General features: G+C 66.5%; 15 protein-coding genes. 7 read left to right on the top strand and 8 right to left on the bottom strand.

Annotated features, from left to right (window positions below):
* Positions 1-96 precede the first annotated feature (96 nt).
* The gene (locus tag M6E97_RS17185) at positions 97-885 is read right to left on the bottom strand and encodes a dienelactone hydrolase family protein (protein ID WP_034005184.1); all 789 of its coding nucleotides are present in this window, start codon (positions 883-885) and stop codon (positions 97-99) included.
* A gap of 175 nt (positions 886-1060) precedes the next feature.
* Between M6E97_RS17185 and M6E97_RS17180 the strand changes: the two genes are divergently transcribed.
* From M6E97_RS17180 to M6E97_RS17170, 3 genes are all read left to right on the top strand, one after another.
* Positions 1061-1732: a polysaccharide lyase family 7 protein gene (locus tag M6E97_RS17180; RefSeq protein ID WP_003082396.1), complete on the top strand. Its 672-nt coding sequence runs from the start codon at positions 1061-1063 to the stop codon at positions 1730-1732.
* Between the two features lie 497 nt (positions 1733-2229).
* On the top strand, positions 2230-2550 hold the full coding sequence (locus M6E97_RS17175; RefSeq protein WP_003082401.1) for a hypothetical protein: 321 nt from the start codon (positions 2230-2232) through the stop codon (positions 2548-2550).
* A gap of 77 nt (positions 2551-2627) precedes the next feature.
* Complete coding sequence (locus M6E97_RS17170) at positions 2628-4685, top strand: lipoxygenase family protein (RefSeq protein WP_023436288.1); 2058 nt, start codon at positions 2628-2630, stop codon at positions 4683-4685.
* Between the two features lie 43 nt (positions 4686-4728).
* Here the strand turns inward: M6E97_RS17170 and M6E97_RS17165 are convergent, their stop codons facing one another.
* Positions 4729-5463 carry a TerC family protein gene (locus M6E97_RS17165; RefSeq protein WP_003086563.1) on the bottom strand — a complete coding sequence of 245 codons (735 nt, stop codon included), beginning with the start codon at positions 5461-5463 and terminating at the stop codon, positions 4729-4731.
* Positions 5464-5919: 456 nt separating this feature from the next.
* On the opposite strand from M6E97_RS17165, the gene M6E97_RS17160 reads away from it, so the two are divergent.
* Positions 5920-7116, top strand: a complete 1197-nt coding sequence (locus tag M6E97_RS17160; RefSeq protein ID WP_003133821.1) for a lytic murein transglycosylase — start codon at positions 5920-5922, stop codon at positions 7114-7116.
* Between the two features lie 31 nt (positions 7117-7147).
* Here M6E97_RS17160 and M6E97_RS17155 read toward each other — a convergent pair whose 3' ends face one another.
* From M6E97_RS17155 to napE, 6 genes are read right to left on the bottom strand one after another with little or no spacing between them, the layout of a single operon-like run.
* Positions 7148-7744: a cytochrome c3 family protein gene (locus tag M6E97_RS17155; protein ID WP_003082412.1), complete on the bottom strand. Its 597-nt coding sequence runs from the start codon at positions 7742-7744 to the stop codon at positions 7148-7150.
* A gap of 10 nt (positions 7745-7754) precedes the next feature.
* Positions 7755-8246, bottom strand: coding sequence for a nitrate reductase cytochrome c-type subunit (locus M6E97_RS17150; RefSeq protein WP_003082414.1), 492 nt, complete (start codon positions 8244-8246; stop codon positions 7755-7757).
* Positions 8247-8256: 10 nt separating this feature from the next.
* Positions 8257-10761, bottom strand: coding sequence for a nitrate reductase catalytic subunit NapA (gene napA, locus M6E97_RS17145; RefSeq protein ID WP_003107632.1), 2505 nt, complete (start codon positions 10759-10761; stop codon positions 8257-8259).
* Entirely contained in the window at positions 10742-11071 is a 330-nt protein-coding gene (locus tag M6E97_RS17140) for a chaperone NapD (RefSeq protein WP_003107633.1), read from the bottom strand. The genes napA and M6E97_RS17140 overlap by 20 nt, the downstream gene beginning before the upstream one ends.
* Positions 11064-11555 (bottom strand): ferredoxin-type protein NapF, encoded by a 492-nt coding sequence (gene napF, locus M6E97_RS17135; RefSeq protein WP_015503316.1) that lies wholly within the window; start codon positions 11553-11555, stop codon positions 11064-11066. Before napF ends, M6E97_RS17140 begins: the two co-directional genes overlap by 8 nt.
* An 8-nt stretch (positions 11556-11563) precedes the next feature.
* A complete protein-coding gene (gene napE / locus M6E97_RS17130) occupies positions 11564-11731 on the bottom strand; it encodes a periplasmic nitrate reductase, NapE protein (protein WP_003082429.1) in 168 nt (55 codons plus the stop codon).
* A gap of 221 nt (positions 11732-11952) precedes the next feature.
* Between napE and M6E97_RS17125 the strand changes: the two genes are divergently transcribed.
* The 3 genes from M6E97_RS17125 (at position 11953) to phoQ (ending at position 14655) form a co-directional block, all read left to right on the top strand.
* Complete coding sequence (locus M6E97_RS17125; RefSeq protein WP_003082431.1) at positions 11953-12555, top strand: outer membrane protein; 603 nt, start codon at positions 11953-11955, stop codon at positions 12553-12555.
* Between the two features lie 79 nt (positions 12556-12634).
* The gene (gene phoP, locus M6E97_RS17120) at positions 12635-13312 is read left to right on the top strand and encodes a two-component system response regulator PhoP (protein WP_003082436.1); all 678 of its coding nucleotides are present in this window, start codon (positions 12635-12637) and stop codon (positions 13310-13312) included.
* On the top strand, positions 13309-14655 hold the full coding sequence (gene phoQ, locus M6E97_RS17115; RefSeq protein WP_003082438.1) for a two-component system sensor histidine kinase PhoQ: 1347 nt from the start codon (positions 13309-13311) through the stop codon (positions 14653-14655). Before phoP ends, phoQ begins: the two co-directional genes overlap by 4 nt.
* Positions 14656-14696 lie beyond the last annotated feature (41 nt).

Raw genomic sequence — 14696 nt, 5'->3', positions numbered from 1 at the left:
AGGTTGTTTGTTGATGACGGGATACTGTCCTGTCTCGACCTTTCAAGACGGGAGTCCCTCCGGGGACTCCCGTTTTTTTATGCGTCGGCGCAGGGTTCAACCCTGCCCGAAGATGTCCTTGAGGAACGCCTGCAGGTCTGCCCAGGAGCGTCGGTCGGCCTGGCGGTCGTAGCCGATGTCCAGGCCGTGGTCCTTGTGCGCGTCGGCGTCGGGGTTGGTGAAGCCGTGTTTGGCGCCGTCCTGGATCACCACCCGGTAGTCGGCGCCGGCGGCGCTCAGTTCCTGTTTCAGGGCGTCGAGGTCCTTGGCCGGGACCAGGCTGTCGGCGCTGCCGTGCTCCACCAGGATCTTCGCCTTGACGCTGCCCTTGCTGGCCGGGGTGGCGGTGCCGAGGGCGCCGTGGAAGCTCGCCACGCCGGCCAGCGGCAGGCCCTGGCGGGCCATGTCGAGGACGATCTTGCCGCCGAAGCAGTAGCCGATCGCGGCGATCTGGCTGGGATCGGTCTGCGGTTGCCGCTTCAGCAGTTCCAGGCCGGCGAGGAAGCGCGCCTTGGCGGCGTCGGCATCCCGGGTCGCGGCCTGCATGAAGGCCATCGCGTCCTGCGGGTGCTCGGTGTGCTTGCCTTCGCCGTACATGTCGATGGCCAGGGCGCTGTAGCCGAGTTCGGCGAGGTCGCGGGCGCGGCGCTTGGCGTAGTCGTTGAGCCCCCACCATTCGTGGACCACGATGACCCCGGGGCGGATTCCCGGCTTGCTGTCGTCGTAGGCGAAATAGCCGACCATGCGCGTGCCGTCTGCGCTCCGGTAAGGCATCTCGCGGGTCTGGATAGCGGCCTGGGCGCTGGCGGCGCAGGCGATGAGCAGCAGGGCGCAGAACAGGCGCATGGCATCTCTCCGTGAAAGGGTCCCCGATCAAGATAGACGCTTGTGCGCGGGACGCGGGGAAAACCCTCGGTGCCGGCCTTGCGCCGCTCAAACGCGGGCCATTCGGCCAGGCAAAGCGTGCGCCGCTCATCTACCCTATGGGCGAGTCCCTTTCCCTCGCTAGGACACCGTCTGGATGCCTGACCTGAGTACCTGGAACCTGACCATTCCCCAGGGCCGCCCGGCCATCACCATCTCCACCAGCCAATTGCAGCGCGACTACCGCAGCGACTATTTCCAGCGCACCGCCGACGGCATTCGCTTCTGGGTGCCGGTCAACGGCAGCCACACGCGCAACAGCGAGTTCCCGCGCAGCGAGTTGCGCGAGACCCTGTCCAGCGGCAGGCCCTACAACTGGCGTTACGCCAGGGCCGACAACTGGCTGGAGGCGACCCTGCGCATCGAGGCGGTGCCCTCGACCCGGCGCATGATCATCGGCCAGATCCACAGCGATGGCAGCAATAGCGGCCAGGCCGCGCCGCTGGTGAAGCTGCTCTACCAGTTGCGGCTCGACCAGGGGCGGGTCCAGGCGCTGGTCCGCGAGCGACCGGACGATGGCGGGACCAGGGCCTACACGCTGATGGACGGGATTCCTCTCGGCCAGTCGTTCAGCTACCGCATCGGCGTGTCTCGCAGCGGATTGCTCAGCGTGTCGGTGAATGGCAGCGCCCTGGAGCAGCAACTGGACCCGCAGTGGGCCTACCAGGGCCTCTATTTCAAGGCCGGACTCTACCTGCAGGACAACCGCGGGCCGTCCAGCGAGGGCGGGCGGGCGACGTTCAGCGAGCTGCGCGTTAGCCATCAATGAGCGGTCGAGGCGTCTGCGCCGCGGACTGCGCGTCCGTGGCATTTTGCAACTGCCAGATCTGGCAGGCGCGGAAGAGAGGAAACCGGGCGCGGGAAAAAATATCCGTATCGTTCCAAGGGGAAATAGGTCTCACGATCCGCTGATTCTGGTACTTCAGTGCATGAAATCGCCTTGGCGGATCGCCCCGAATAAATGCCACGTTCTGCGCAACGCCCTGCCGGGTTTGCACGATGGGTCGAGGCCTGGCGGGATGAAATCGGCTATCGCCGTTGTCCGGCGTAGTTCTTTGCAAGTCAAAAGTTTGCCGTCAATAATTATTGTGGATAACTATTGTTTCAGGCTTTTCCTGTCAACTGTGCGAAGCGTCAGCTTATTGCCGATTTTTCCTCTCGCTATTGCTTTCTCCACGTTCCGAAGAAGTTCGGACGTACAGGTTTCTTTGCTGTTTTCAGCGAGAACCATTCGTTTCGATCATTTGAATACGTGGAGATTCAGACATGAAAAATCAGGTGAATGCCCTGGCGGTTCTAAGTGTGGGTGAAATCGAACAAGTTTCTGGCGCCGGGACTTTCCTGGGCGATGCCATCATCAATGGCGTCTACGCGGCCAACTCCTTCCTGAACTCGCCGCTGTTCTCCAGCATCGGCAACGCGGCCAGCGCCATCGGCCTCAACCGTACCCACGAGCTGGTCGACCTGCTGGCCTTCCAGGTGCCTTCGGTGGCGGCGATCACCGTCGGCAAGATTCTCGGCGGGACCGACAACCACAATGTTCCGTTGCATTACAACAAGGAAAGCGGCGAAGGGCTTTACAGCTGATCGCAACCTGTTGAAAGAGCGATTCGATGCTCAGGCATCGAGTCGTTCCTGGTTAATGCATTGATGGAGTCGATGATATGAAACGCAGGAGTGTGCTCTTGTCGGGTGTCGCCCTGAGTGGAACCGCACTGGCCAATGACTCGATATTCTTTTCGCCCTTGAAATACCTCGGGGCGGAACAACAGCGATCTATCGATGCCTCGCGAAGTTTGCTGGACAACCTGATTCCGCCGAGTTTGCCGCAATATGACAACCTGGCCGGAAAGTTGGCGCGGCGTGCGGTATTGACCAGCAAGAAACTGGTATATGTCTGGACCGAGAACTTCGCCAATGTCAAAGGCGTGCCGATGGCCCGCTCGGTGCCGCTGGGCGAGTTGCCGAATGTCGACTGGCTGTTGAAGACCGCCGGGGTGATCGTCGAGCTGATCGTCAATTTCGTCGCCTCGTTGCCGGCGTCGGCCGCCGCGCAGTTCGAGCGGATCGCCGCCGGGCTCAGCGGCGATCTGGAAGCGGCGCGCCAGGTCCACGAGGCGTTGCTGGAGGAGGCGAAGAACGATCCGGCCGCGGCCGGCAGCCTGCTGCTGCGCTTCACGGAATTGCAGACGCGGGTGATCGCCTTGCTGACGCGGGTCGGCCTGCTGGTCGACGACATCCTCAAGAGCGCCAGCAACCTGGTTACCCAGGGTGGACAGGGCGACGGCCTGAATCGCTTCCGCGCGGTGTTCGGCACCCTGCGCCTGCCGGAGGTCGCCGACAGCTTCCGTGACGACGAAGCGTTCGCCTACTGGCGGGTGGCCGGGCCTAATCCGCTGCTGATCCGCCGCGTCGATGCGCTGCCGGCCAACTTTCCGCTGGGCGAAGAGCAGTTCCGCCGGGTGATGGGCGCCGACGACAGCTTGCTGGAGGCCGCCGCCAGCCGCCGCCTGTACCTGCTGGACTACGCCGAGCTGGGCAAGCTGGCGCCGTCGGGAGCGGTGGACAAACTGCTCACCGGGACGGGCTTCGCCTATGCGCCGATCGCCCTGTTCGCCCTTGGCAAGGATCGGGCGAGGCTGTTGCCGGTGGCCATCCAGTGCGGCCAGGACCCCGCTACCCATCCGATGTTCGTGCGTCCCGCGGAGTCGGAGAGTGATCTGTACTGGGGTTGGCAGATGGCCAAGACGGTGGTCCAGGTCGCCGAGGAGAACTACCACGAGATGTTCGTCCACCTGGCCCAGACCCACCTGGTGAGCGAGGCGTTCTGCCTGGCCACCCAGCGCACCCTGGCGCCCAGCCATCCGCTGCACGTCCTGCTCGCCCCGCACTTCGAGGGCACCCTGTTCATCAACGAGGGGGCGGCGCGGATCCTGTTGCCCAGCGCGGGCTTCATCGACGTGATGTTCGCCGCGCCGATCCAGGACACCCAGGCCACCGCCGGCGGCAACCGGCTGGGTTTCGACTTCTACCGCGGCATGTTGCCGGAGAGCCTGAAGGCGCGGAACGTCGACGACCCGGCCGCGTTACCGGACTACCCCTACCGCGACGACGGCCTGCTGGTGTGGAATGCGATCCGCCAGTGGGCGGCCGACTACGTGGCGGTGTACTACGCCAGCGACGGCGACGTCACCGCTGACGTCGAACTGGCGGCCTGGGTCGGCGAAGTGATCGGCAGCGGCAAGGTGGCCGGGTTCCGCCCGATCACCGGTCGCAGCCAACTGGTCGAGGTGCTGACCATGGTGATCTTCACCGCCTCCGCGCAGCATGCGGCGGTCAATTTTCCCCAGCCTTCGATGATGACCTACGCGCCAGCGATCTGCGCCATGAGCGCGGCGCCGGCTCCGGACTCGCCGAGCGGCAAGAGCGAGGCCGACTGGTTGAAGATGATGCCGCCGACCCTGGTGGCGCTGGAGAAGGTGAACATCTATCACCTGCTCGGTTCGGTCTACCACGGTCGCCTCGGCGACTACCGGCAGACCGGGTTCCCCTATGCGCCGGTGTTCTCGGACAGGCGGGTGACCGCCAGCGGCGGCCCGCTGGAGCGCTTCCAGGCACGCCTGAAGGAGGTCGAGGCGACCATTCGCACGCGCAACCAGGCGCGCCGCAAGCCCTACGAGTACCTGTTGCCGAGCCGGATTCCGGCGAGCACCAATATCTGAGACGGAGAAAGAGGACGGGGCGCCCCTGGGCGCCCCGTTGCTCTTAGCGGCCTTCGCTTTCGGCGGCGGCCGTCGGCGCGGCATGCCGCTGCTTCAACTGGCGGCGCGCCAGGAGGCTGCCGAGGAGGATCACGAACAGCGCGCCGAAGGCCGCCGCACCGTAGTGCAGGTAGGAATCCCATTGTGCGTAGGGCGCCAGCCAGGGTTTCAGCGCGCTGTCGGTGAGCAGCATGCCGCCGGCGATCCAGCCGAGCAGGCCGCCGCCGAAGAGGATGATCAGCGGGAAGCGGTCGATCAGGCGCAGGATCAGTTGGCTGCCCCAGACGATGATCGGGATGCTGATCAGCACGCCCAGGGAGACCAGGAAGAAATCCCCGGCCGAGGCGGCGGACAGGGCGATGACGTTGTCCAGGCTCATCACCGCGTCGGCGATGATGATGGTCTTGATCGCGCCGAGCAGGTGGGTGCTGCCCTTGATGTCGTCGCCGTCCTCCTCCTCCGGCAGCAGCAGCTTGATGCCGATCCACAGCAGCAGGAGCGCGCCGATCACCTTGAGGTAGGGCAGGTCGAGCAGGTGCAGGGCGAAGAACAGCAGCAGGATGCGGATCAGGATGGCGCCGGCGACGCCGCCGAAGATCGCCTGCTTGCGCCGGTGCGCCGGCAGGTGCCGGCAGGCGAGGGCGATGACTACGGCATTGTCGCCGCCCAGGAGGATATCAATGGCGACGATCTGCAGCAGGGCTGTCCAGAACGTCGGGTCGCTCAACCAGTGGATCAAGGTTGTACTCCGAAACGTGTAGTGAGGGTGGAAAGCCCGGGGCGGTGGCGGGTGGCGGCCGCCCGGCTTTCCTGCGGTGGTCTGGGACCGTCGGGGCCGGCTCCGGCTTGTGGACGGAGGCGGGGAACACTGCTTGGACAGGCGAACGCCCGGCCAGTGCCCGGAAAACGGACGCGCGGGTGGCGCAGCGCGTTCGGGCACGGATGTGACGCGGCGGATCGGCCGCGAGACACCCGGCATGCGTATTCCGTCGCCAGTCTGCCCGAGCAAGGTTTCACCCGCCTTTCAGGGCGGAGATGGCGCCGCACCCGGCGGGACGGTAGGCTAGTGGCCCGTGTGGCTGACTCGACCAGTCGAACGCCGATCACCGAGTCAACCGTACAGGCCACCAGGCCTTCGGCGCCGGGGGAAGCCCGCCGGTGCCATGGATGACCGTTCACCGTACAAGGAAACCCCATGCGCAGCCTTCTTCTCTCCTCGCTGGCCCTGCTACCCGCCCTGGCCCTGGCGCAACCCGACGCCTCGAGCTTCCCTTCCTGCCTCGCCGGCCTGCAGAAGAAGGCCCAGGCGCAGGGCATTTCCGCCGACAGTTATGAGCGCTTCACCAGCGGCCTGCAGGCCGACCTCAGCGTGCTCGACCTGCTCGACGCGCAGCCGGAGTTCACCACCCCGCTGTGGGACTACCTGGCCGGCCTGGTGGACGAGCAGCGGGTCAGCGATGGCAAGGCGATGCTCGCCCAGCACGACAAGCTGCTCGACCAGGTGGCCGCGCGCTACGGCGTGGACAAGTACACGGTGGTGGCAGTGTGGGGCGTGGAAAGCGACTACGGGCGGATCTTCGGCAAGCGTCCGCTGCTGACCTCGCTGTCGACCCTGTCCTGCTACGGGCGCCGCCAGTCGTTCTTCCAGGGCGAGTTCCTCGCCACCCTGAAGCTGTTGCAGGCCGGCGACATCCGCGACGCCGGCATCACCGGCTCCTGGGCCGGGGCCTTCGGCCATACCCAGTTCATGCCATCGACCTACGCGCGGATCGCCGTGGACTTCGACGGCGACGGTCGTCGCGACCTGGTAGGCAGCGTGCCGGATGCCCTCGGTTCCACCGCCAACTACCTGAAGAAGGCTGGCTGGCGCACGGGACAGCCGTGGGGCTATGAAGTGAAGGTGCCGGCCGACTTCCCCGCCAGCCTGGCCGGGCGCGGCAAGCGCCAGCCGCTGTCGGCCTGGGTCGCCCGTGGGGTGAAGCGGGCCGACGGCCAGCCGCTGCCGGGCGGCGACGAGAAGGCCGCGATCCTCCTGCCGACCGGGGCCCAGGGCCCGGCCTTCCTGGTCTATCGCAACTACGATGCGATCTATTCCTACAACGCCGCGGAAAGCTACGCGCTGGCCATCGCCCTGCTTTCCGACCGCCTGCGCGGCGGCAGCGGCCTGGTGGCGTCCTGGCCGACCGACGACCCGGGCATCAGCCGGCTCGAGCGCAAGCAATTGCAGAAGGCGTTGCTGGCGCGCGGCTACGACATCGGCGAGGCCGACGGGCTGATCGGCACCAGCACGCGCAAGGCGATCCAGGCCGAGCAGAAGCGCCTCGGCCTGACCCCGGCCGACGGTCGCGCCGGGCGCAAGATCCTCGAGGCGCTGAAGGGCGCCCAGCCCTGATTGCGCCGCGCCGCCCGGTCCGCGGGCGGCGCTACCAGCCCTTCACCCCGGTCATGTCCGGCAGGTGGTGGGCGATCCCCTTGTGGCAGTCGATGCAGGTGGCTTCGCCGCTGGCCAGGGCGGTGGAGTGCATCTGCCGCGCGCGCACGCTCTGCCGGGTGAAGTCCATGAACTCGAAGTTGTGGCAGTTGCGGCATTCCAGCGAATCGTTGGCCTTGAGCCGCGCCCATTCGTGCTCGGCCAGCTCGCGGCGGTGGTCGAGGAATTTCTCGCGGGTATTGATGGTGCCGAAGATCTTGCCCCAGACCTCCTTGGAGGCCTGCATCTTGCGCGCGATCTTGTCGGTCCACTTGTGTGGCACGTGACAGTCGGGACAGGTGGCGCGGACTCCGGAACGGTTGCTGTAGTGGATGGTGTCCTTGAGTTCGACGAACACGTTGTCGCGCATCTCGTGGCAGGAAATGCAGAAGGTCTCGGTGTTGGTCGCCTCCAGGGCGGTGTTGAAGCCGCCCCAGAAGACGATCCCGGCGATGAAGCCGCCGAGGGTGAGGAAGCCCAGGCTGAAATGCACGCTGGGACGACGCAGGACCCGCCAGTAACCGGCCAGCCAGGCGATGAGTGCTTTCATGCGGCCTCCCTCAGGGTTTGCGCGCCGCATTGGCGGCTTCTTTCTCGAGGATCTGGTCGATGTTCTCGAAGCGGTTGTCGACCAGCGGCTTTACGTCCTGTTGCGGCACATGGCACTGCACGCAGAAGTAGCGGCGCGGCGAGACGGCGGCCAGCGGCTGGCCGTCGCGGTCCATGTAGTGGGTGATGCTGATCATCACCGCCTGGGTTCGCGCGCTGTTGGCGCGGCTGTGGCAGGACAGGCACTTGTTGCTGTCCTTGTCGATGCGATAGCCGACGATGCTGTGGGGAATGGTCGGCGGCTGCTCGGGGTAGTTGCGCTCGCGTTTCAGGTCCTTGTTTTCCTCGGCCGCCAGCGGCGGCGCGGGGCGGCTTTCGGCCAGCGTGCCGCCGGGGCGGCGGCCGTCGGGGGCGGGCGCGTCCAGCGGGTAGCCGAGGTCGGCGGCGAAGGCCGCGGGGGCACCGAGCAGGACGAGGAGCAGGGCAGTCAGCAGAGGTTTCATGGCGCGCTCCTCAGGCCAGGTTGAGCAGTTCGATGCGAACGGCGCACTTCTTGTAGTCGGTCTGCTTGGAAATCGGGTCGGTGGCGTCCAGGGTGACCTTGTTGATCAGCTTGTTGGCGTCGAAGAACGGCACGAACACCAGCCCCTGGGGCGGCTTGTTGCGCCCGCGGGTCTCGACCCGCGCGCGGATCTCGCCGCGCCGGCTCACCACCTTGACCTCGCTGCCGCGGCGCAGCTTGAGCTGGCGCGCATCCTCCGGGTGCATGTAGACCAGCGCGTCGGGCACCGCCTTGTACAGCTCCGGGACCCGCGCGGTCATGCTCCCGGTGTGCCAGTGTTCGAGCACCCGGCCGGTGGCGAGCCAGAACGGGTAGTCCTGGTCCGGCGCCTCGGCCGGCGGCTCGTAGGGCAGGGCGAAGACGATCGCCTTCTTGTCCGGATAGCCATAGAACTGCACGCCGCTGCCCTTGCTCACGTAGGGGTCGTAGCCCTCGCGGTAGCGCCAGCGGGTCTCCTTGCCGTCCACCACCGGCCAGCGCAGGCCGCGCGCCTCGTGGTAGGCGTCGAAGGGGGCGAGGTCGTGGCCGTGGCCGCGACCGAAGGCGGCGTATTCCTCGAACAGACCCTTCTGGATATAGAAGCCGAATGCGTCGACCTCGTCGTTGGCGTAGCCCTTGGCCAGGTCGCTGGCCGGGAAGCGGTCGACCTGGCCGTTGCGGAACAGCACGTCGTAGAGGGTCTTGCCCTTCAGCTCGGGGGCCTTCGCCAGCAGTTCCGCGGGCCAGACCTCGTCGGTGGTGAAGCGCTTGGAGAATTCCACCAGTTGCCAGAGGTCGGACTTCGCCTCGCCCGGTGCCTTCACCAACTGGTGCCAGAACTGCGTGCGGCGCTCGGCATTGCCGAAGGCGCCTTCCTTCTCCACCCACATGGCGCTGGGCAGGATCAGGTCGGCGGCCTGGGCCGAGACGGTGGGGTAGACGTCGGAGACGATCACGAAGTTGTCCGGGTTGCGCCAGCCGGGCAGCACTTCCTGCATCACGTTGGGACCGGCCTGCATGTTGTTGCTGACCTGGGTCCAGTAGACGTTGAGCACGCCGTCCTTGAGCATCCGGCTCTGCTGCACGGCGTGGAAGCCGACCTTCTCTTGGATGGTGCCGGCCGGCACCTTCCAGATCTTCTCCGCGGTTTCCCGGTGCTTCGGGTTGGTCACCACCAGGTCGGCGGGGAGCCGGTGGGAGAAGGTGCCGACCTCGCGCGCGGTGCCGCAGGCCGAGGGCTGGCCGGTGAGCGAGAAGGGGCTGTTGCCCGGTTCGCTGATCTTCCCGGTGAGCAGGTGGATGTTGTAGATCAGGTTGTTCGCCCAGACCCCGCGGGTGTGCTGGTTGAAGCCCATGGTCCAGAACGACACCACCTTGCGCTTGGGGTCGGCGTAGAGTTCGGCGAGGGCCTTCAGCCGCTCGGCCGGCACGCCGCTTTCGCGCGCGGTGCGCTCCAGGGTATAGGGCTTGACGAACTCGGCGAAGGCCTTGAAGTCGATATCGCTCCAGGTGTTGGCCTTGTCGGCGTTCTTCGCCTTCTTCTCCAGCGGGTCGTCCGGGCGCAGGCCGTAGCCGATGTCCTCGGCGCCATGGGCGAAGCGCACGTGGCGCTCGACGAAGTCGCGGTTCACCGCGCCGCTCTCGATGATGTGATTGGCGATGTAGTTGAGGATGATCAGGTCGGTCTGCGGCTTGAACACCATGGGCAGGTCGGCCAGCTCGAAGCTGCGGTGCTCGAAGGTGGACAGCACCGCAACCTTGACCTGCGGCGCGCTGAGCCGGCGGTCGGTGACCCGCGACCAGAGCACCGGGTGCATCTCGGCCATGTTCGAGCCCCAGAGGACGAAGCTGTCGGTGGCCTCGATGTCGTCGTAGCAGCCCATCGGCTCGTCCATGCCGAAGCTGCGCATGAAGCCCATCACCGCCGAGGCCATGCAGTGGCGGGCGTTGGGGTCGATGTTGTTGCTGCGCAGGCCGGCCTTGAACAGCTTGTTCGCCGCATAGCCTTCCCAGACCGTCCACTGGCCGGAGCCGAACATGCCGACCGACTCCGGTCCCTTGGCCTTGAGCGCGGCCTTGAACTTCTCGGCCATGATGTCGAAGGCCTGTTCCCAACTGATCGGCTGGAACTCGCCCTGCTTGTCGAACTTGCCGTCCTTCATGCGCAGCAGCGGGCGGGTCAGGCGGTCGCTGCCGTACATGATCTTCGACAGGAAGTAGCCCTTCACGCAGTTGATCCCGCGGTTGACCTCGGCCTTGATGTCGCCATGGGTGGCCACCACCTGGCCGTCGCGGGTGGCGACCATCACGCTGCAACCGGTGCCGCAGAAGCGGCAGGGGGCCTTGTTCCAGACCAGACTGGTGACGTCCGCCTCGGTCACCAGGTTGCTGGCGCGGACCAGGATCGGCAGGCCGGCCGCCGCCGCGGCGATGGCGGCGGCGTTGGCCTTGGCGAATTCACGACGGGTGAGGTTCATCGATTGTCTCCTCGGGCGAGCACGGTATCGCGCGGTCGGTCATGGCCGCCGCGTCGTTGCTATCGTCGTCGTGCAGGGTCTCGTGGTAGACCAGCACGGCGTTGAGCACTCCTGGCAGGTTCTGCAACTGGCCCAGGGTGTCGAGAATCTGTTCTTCGCGTTCGGCTTCCAGCACCAGGATCAGCTTGCCCTGCGGGCTTTCCTGGTAGATCTCCAGGCCGTCGAGCAGCGCCAGGTTGGCCTTCACCGCTGGCAGTCGCTCGGGCCGGCAATGCAGGATGAGGCTGGCGATCTGCAGGGCTTCAGGCATGTCGTGGAGACTCCTTGGTGGATAGCGCGCGCAGTTGGATGGCCTGGCTCGGACAGGGCGCCAGGCAGGCGCCGCAGCCGTTGCAGCGTTGGCTGTCCAGCTCGGCCAGGGCGACGCCGCCGGGGGCCGGGCGGAAGCGGATCGCGGCGGGTTCGCAGGCGTCCTGGCAACTGCGGCAGTGGATCCCGGCCAGGGCCAGGCAGGCTTCGCCGATCGTGGCGATCCAGGGGAAGGCCGGGCGCGCGCCATCGAACAGGCCGGCCTCGCAGCGGCTGGCGCATTCCCCGCACAGCGTGCAGCCGGCGCTGGAGAGGTCGAGTTCGACGAGCCGACCGGCGCCGAGCTTCAGCACGCCTTCCGGGCAGGCCTCGACGCAGGCGGCGCAGCCTGTGCAGCCTTCGGCGAAGTCGGCGGCGGTCCACGGCGGGCGCCGCGTCGGCGGGTGCCCGCCGAGGCGGCGGAACAGCTCTCGGCGACTGCTCATACCCGACCTCAGGCCGGCGGCCCGGGCGGGCCGGCCAGTAGCTGGTACATCCAGACGCAGAAACCGAAGCCGCCGACCAGGGCGACGGACAGCAGCGGGAACAGGCAGATCACGAGGAACAGGAAGAGCCTGGCTTCCATGCCCTTGACGCGTCCCTGGTCGGGTTGTTCGTTCATTGGCCCAGCCTCTGTGCAGGCGACTGTAGAAAGCCTAGACCCTACTTGCAGTACGGGCAAAAACCTCGCCGAGCCGGCGCGCGGCAGCCTGGAAACAGAGCGTTCGCCGGCAAACGCGAGTCGTTCAGCCCGGGTTCAGCAAGCGTTCAGGGGCGGTTCAGTACCCTGTCCGTACTCTGCAAGCCGTGAACGACACGACTCTCGCAGAACGGAGAAACACCATGAAAGCACTCAAGACTCTCTTCATCGCCACCGCCCTGCTGGGTTCCGCCGCCGGCGTCCAGGCCGCCGACAACTTCGTCGGCCTGACCTGGGGCGAGACCAGCAACAACATCCAGAAATCCAAGTCGCTGAACCGCAACCTGAACAGCCCGAACCTCGACAAGGTGATCGACAACACCGGCACCTGGGGCATCCGCGCCGGCCAGCAGTTCGAGCAGGGCCGCTACTACGCGACCTACGAGAACATCTCCGACACCAGCAGCGGCAACAAGCTGCGCCAGCAGAACCTGCTCGGCAGCTACGACGCCTTCCTGCCGATCGGCGACAACAACACCAAGCTGTTCGGCGGTGCCACCCTCGGCCTGGTCAAGCTGGAACAGGACGGCAAGGGCTTCAAGCGCGACAGCGATGTCGGCTACGCTGCCGGGCTGCAGGCCGGTATCCTGCAGGAGCTGAGCAAGAATGCCTCGATCGAAGGCGGCTATCGTTACCTGCGCACCAACGCCAGCACCGAGATGACCCCGCATGGCGGCAACAAGCTGGGCTCCCTGGACCTGCACAGCAGCTCGCAATTCTACCTGGGCGCCAACTACAAGTTCTAAATGACCGCGCAGCGCCCGCGAGGGCATGCTTCGATGGCCGGGCCGGAAGGTCCGGCCGCATCTCATCCGGAGGAACCTCATGAAACTGCTGGTAGTGGAAGACGAGGCGCTGTTGCGCCACCACCTCTATACCCGCCTGGGTGAACAGGGGCACGTGGTGGACGCGGTACCGGATGCCGAGGAAGCCCTCTACCGGGTCAGCGAATACCACCACGACCTGGCGGTGATCGACCTCGGCCTGCCGGGCATGAGCGGCCTGGACCTGATCCGCGAGCTGCGTTCGCAGGGCAAGTCCTTCCCGATCCTGATCCTCACCGCCCGCGGCAACTGGCAGGACAAGGTCGAAGGCCTGGCCGCCGGGGCCGACGACTACGTGGTCAAGCCGTTCCAGTTCGAGGAACTGGAAGCGCGCCTGAACGCGTTGCTGCGACGCTCCTCGGGGTTCGTCCAGTCGACCATCGAGGCCGGTCCCCTGGTCCTCGACCTGAACCGCAAGCAGGCGCTGGTCGAGGAGCAACCGGTGGCGCTGACCGCCTACGAATACCGCATCCTCGAATACCTCATGCGGCATCACCAGCAGGTGGTGGCCAAGGAACGCCTGATGGAACAGCTCTATCCCGACGACGAGGAGCGCGACGCCAACGTCATCGAGGTGCTGGTCGGCCGCCTGCGGCGCAAGCTGGAGGCCTGCGGCGGCTTCAAGCCGATCGATACGGTGCGCGGCCAGGGCTACCTGTTCACCGAGCGCTGCCGGTGATCCGTTCCCTGCGCATCCGCCTGATGCTCGGCGCCGCCGCCCTGGCGGTGCTGTTCATGCTGGCGCTGCTGCCGGCCCTGCAGCGGGCCTTCGGCATCGCCCTGGAGAACACCATCGAGCAGCGCCTGGCCGCCGACGTGGCGACCCTGGTCTCGGCGGCGCGGGTGGAGAAGGGCCGCCTGGTGATGCCCGAGCACCTGCCGGTGGAGGAGTTCAACCTGCCGGAGGCCAAGGTCCTCGGCTATATCTACGACCAGAATGGCGATCTGCTCTGGCGCTCCACCTCGGCGGCCGACGAGTCGATCAACTACACGCCGCGCTACGACGGCCGCGGCAACGAATTCCACACCACCCGCGACGCGAAGGGCGAGGAGTTCTTCGTGTTCGACGTCGAGATCGACCTGCTGCGCGGCAAGCAGGCGGCCTACAGCATCGTCACCATGCAATCGGTCAGCGAGTTCGAGAGCCTGCTCAAGGGGTTCCGCGAGCAACTCTACCTGTGGCTCGGCGGCGCCCTGCTGGTCTTGCTCGGGCTGCTCTGGCTGGGTCTGACCTGGGGCTTCCGGGCGATGCGCGGGTTGAGTTCCGAGCTGGACCAGATCGAATCCGGCGAGCGCGAGAGCCTGAGCGAGGAGCATCCGCGCGAGCTGCTGCGCCTGACCCACTCGCTGAACCGCCTGTTGCGCAGCGAGCACAAGCAGCGCGAGCGCTACCGCCACTCCCTCGGCGACCTGGCGCACAGTCTGAAGACGCCGCTGGCGGTCTTGCAGGGGGTCGGCGACCAGCTCGCCGAGGAGCCCGGCAACCGCGAGCAGGTGCGGGTGCTACAGGGCCAGATCGAGCGCATGAGCCAGCAGATAGGCTATCAGTTGCAGCGCGCCAGCCTGCGCAAGAGCGGCCTGGTACGCCATCGCGAGCAACTGGCGCCGCTGGTGGAGACCCTGTGCGACGCGCTGGACAAGGTCTATCGCGACAAGCGGGTAAGCCTGCAGCGGGACTTCTCGCCGTCCTTCAGCGTGCCGGTGGAGCGCGGCGCGCTGCTGGAACTGCTCGGCAACCTGCTGGAGAACGCCTATCGCCTGTGCCTGGGCCGGGTCCGCGTGGGCGCCCGGCTGGGGCCGGGTTACTCGGAGCTGTGGGTCGAGGACGATGGTCCCGGAGTGCCTGCCGAACAGCGCGCACGAATCATCCGCCGCGGCGAGCGCGCCGATACCCAGCACCCGGGGCAGGGCATCGGCCTGGCCGTGGCGCTGGACATCATCGAGAGCTACGACGGCGAACTGAGCCTGGACGATTCCGAGCTGGGCGGCGCCTGCTTCCGCATACGTTTCGCTACAGTCTGAGACTTGGCGGCCGTTACCTACGTCTGAGGTGTTTCCGCGCT

The organism is Pseudomonas sp. B111 (assembly GCF_026428275.1).
GTDB classification, from domain to species: Bacteria; Pseudomonadota; Gammaproteobacteria; order Pseudomonadales; family Pseudomonadaceae; genus Pseudomonas; species Pseudomonas aeruginosa.
The sequence above is the reverse complement of the archived record's forward strand: the minus strand, read 5'-3'. Positions and strand labels throughout refer to the sequence as shown.

Bases quoted from the DNA above. Each gene is read 5' to 3' on its own strand.
- M6E97_RS17185 (WP_034005184.1), bottom strand. From the start codon at position 885: ATGCGCCTGTTCTGCGCCCTGCTGCTCATCGCCTGCGCCGCCAGCGCC.
- M6E97_RS17180 (WP_003082396.1), top strand. From the start codon at position 1,061: ATGCCTGACCTGAGTACCTGGAACCTGACCATTCCCCAGGGCCGCCCG.
- M6E97_RS17175 (WP_003082401.1), top strand. From the start codon at position 2,230: ATGAAAAATCAGGTGAATGCCCTGGCGGTTCTAAGTGTGGGTGAAATC.
- M6E97_RS17170 (WP_023436288.1), top strand. From the start codon at position 2,628: ATGAAACGCAGGAGTGTGCTCTTGTCGGGTGTCGCCCTGAGTGGAACC.
- M6E97_RS17160 (WP_003133821.1), top strand. From the start codon at position 5,920: ATGCGCAGCCTTCTTCTCTCCTCGCTGGCCCTGCTACCCGCCCTGGCC.
- M6E97_RS17155 (WP_003082412.1), bottom strand. From the start codon at position 7,744: ATGAAAGCACTCATCGCCTGGCTGGCCGGTTACTGGCGGGTCCTGCGT.
- M6E97_RS17150 (WP_003082414.1), bottom strand. From the start codon at position 8,246: ATGAAACCTCTGCTGACTGCCCTGCTCCTCGTCCTGCTCGGTGCCCCC.
- napA (WP_003107632.1), bottom strand. From the start codon at position 10,761: ATGAACCTCACCCGTCGTGAATTCGCCAAGGCCAACGCCGCCGCCATC.
- M6E97_RS17140 (WP_003107633.1), bottom strand. From the start codon at position 11,071: ATGCCTGAAGCCCTGCAGATCGCCAGCCTCATCCTGCATTGCCGGCCC.
- napF (WP_015503316.1), bottom strand. From the start codon at position 11,555: ATGAGCAGTCGCCGAGAGCTGTTCCGCCGCCTCGGCGGGCACCCGCCG.
- napE (WP_003082429.1), bottom strand. From the start codon at position 11,731: ATGAACGAACAACCCGACCAGGGACGCGTCAAGGGCATGGAAGCCAGG.
- M6E97_RS17125 (WP_003082431.1), top strand. From the start codon at position 11,953: ATGAAAGCACTCAAGACTCTCTTCATCGCCACCGCCCTGCTGGGTTCC.
- phoP (WP_003082436.1), top strand. From the start codon at position 12,635: ATGAAACTGCTGGTAGTGGAAGACGAGGCGCTGTTGCGCCACCACCTC.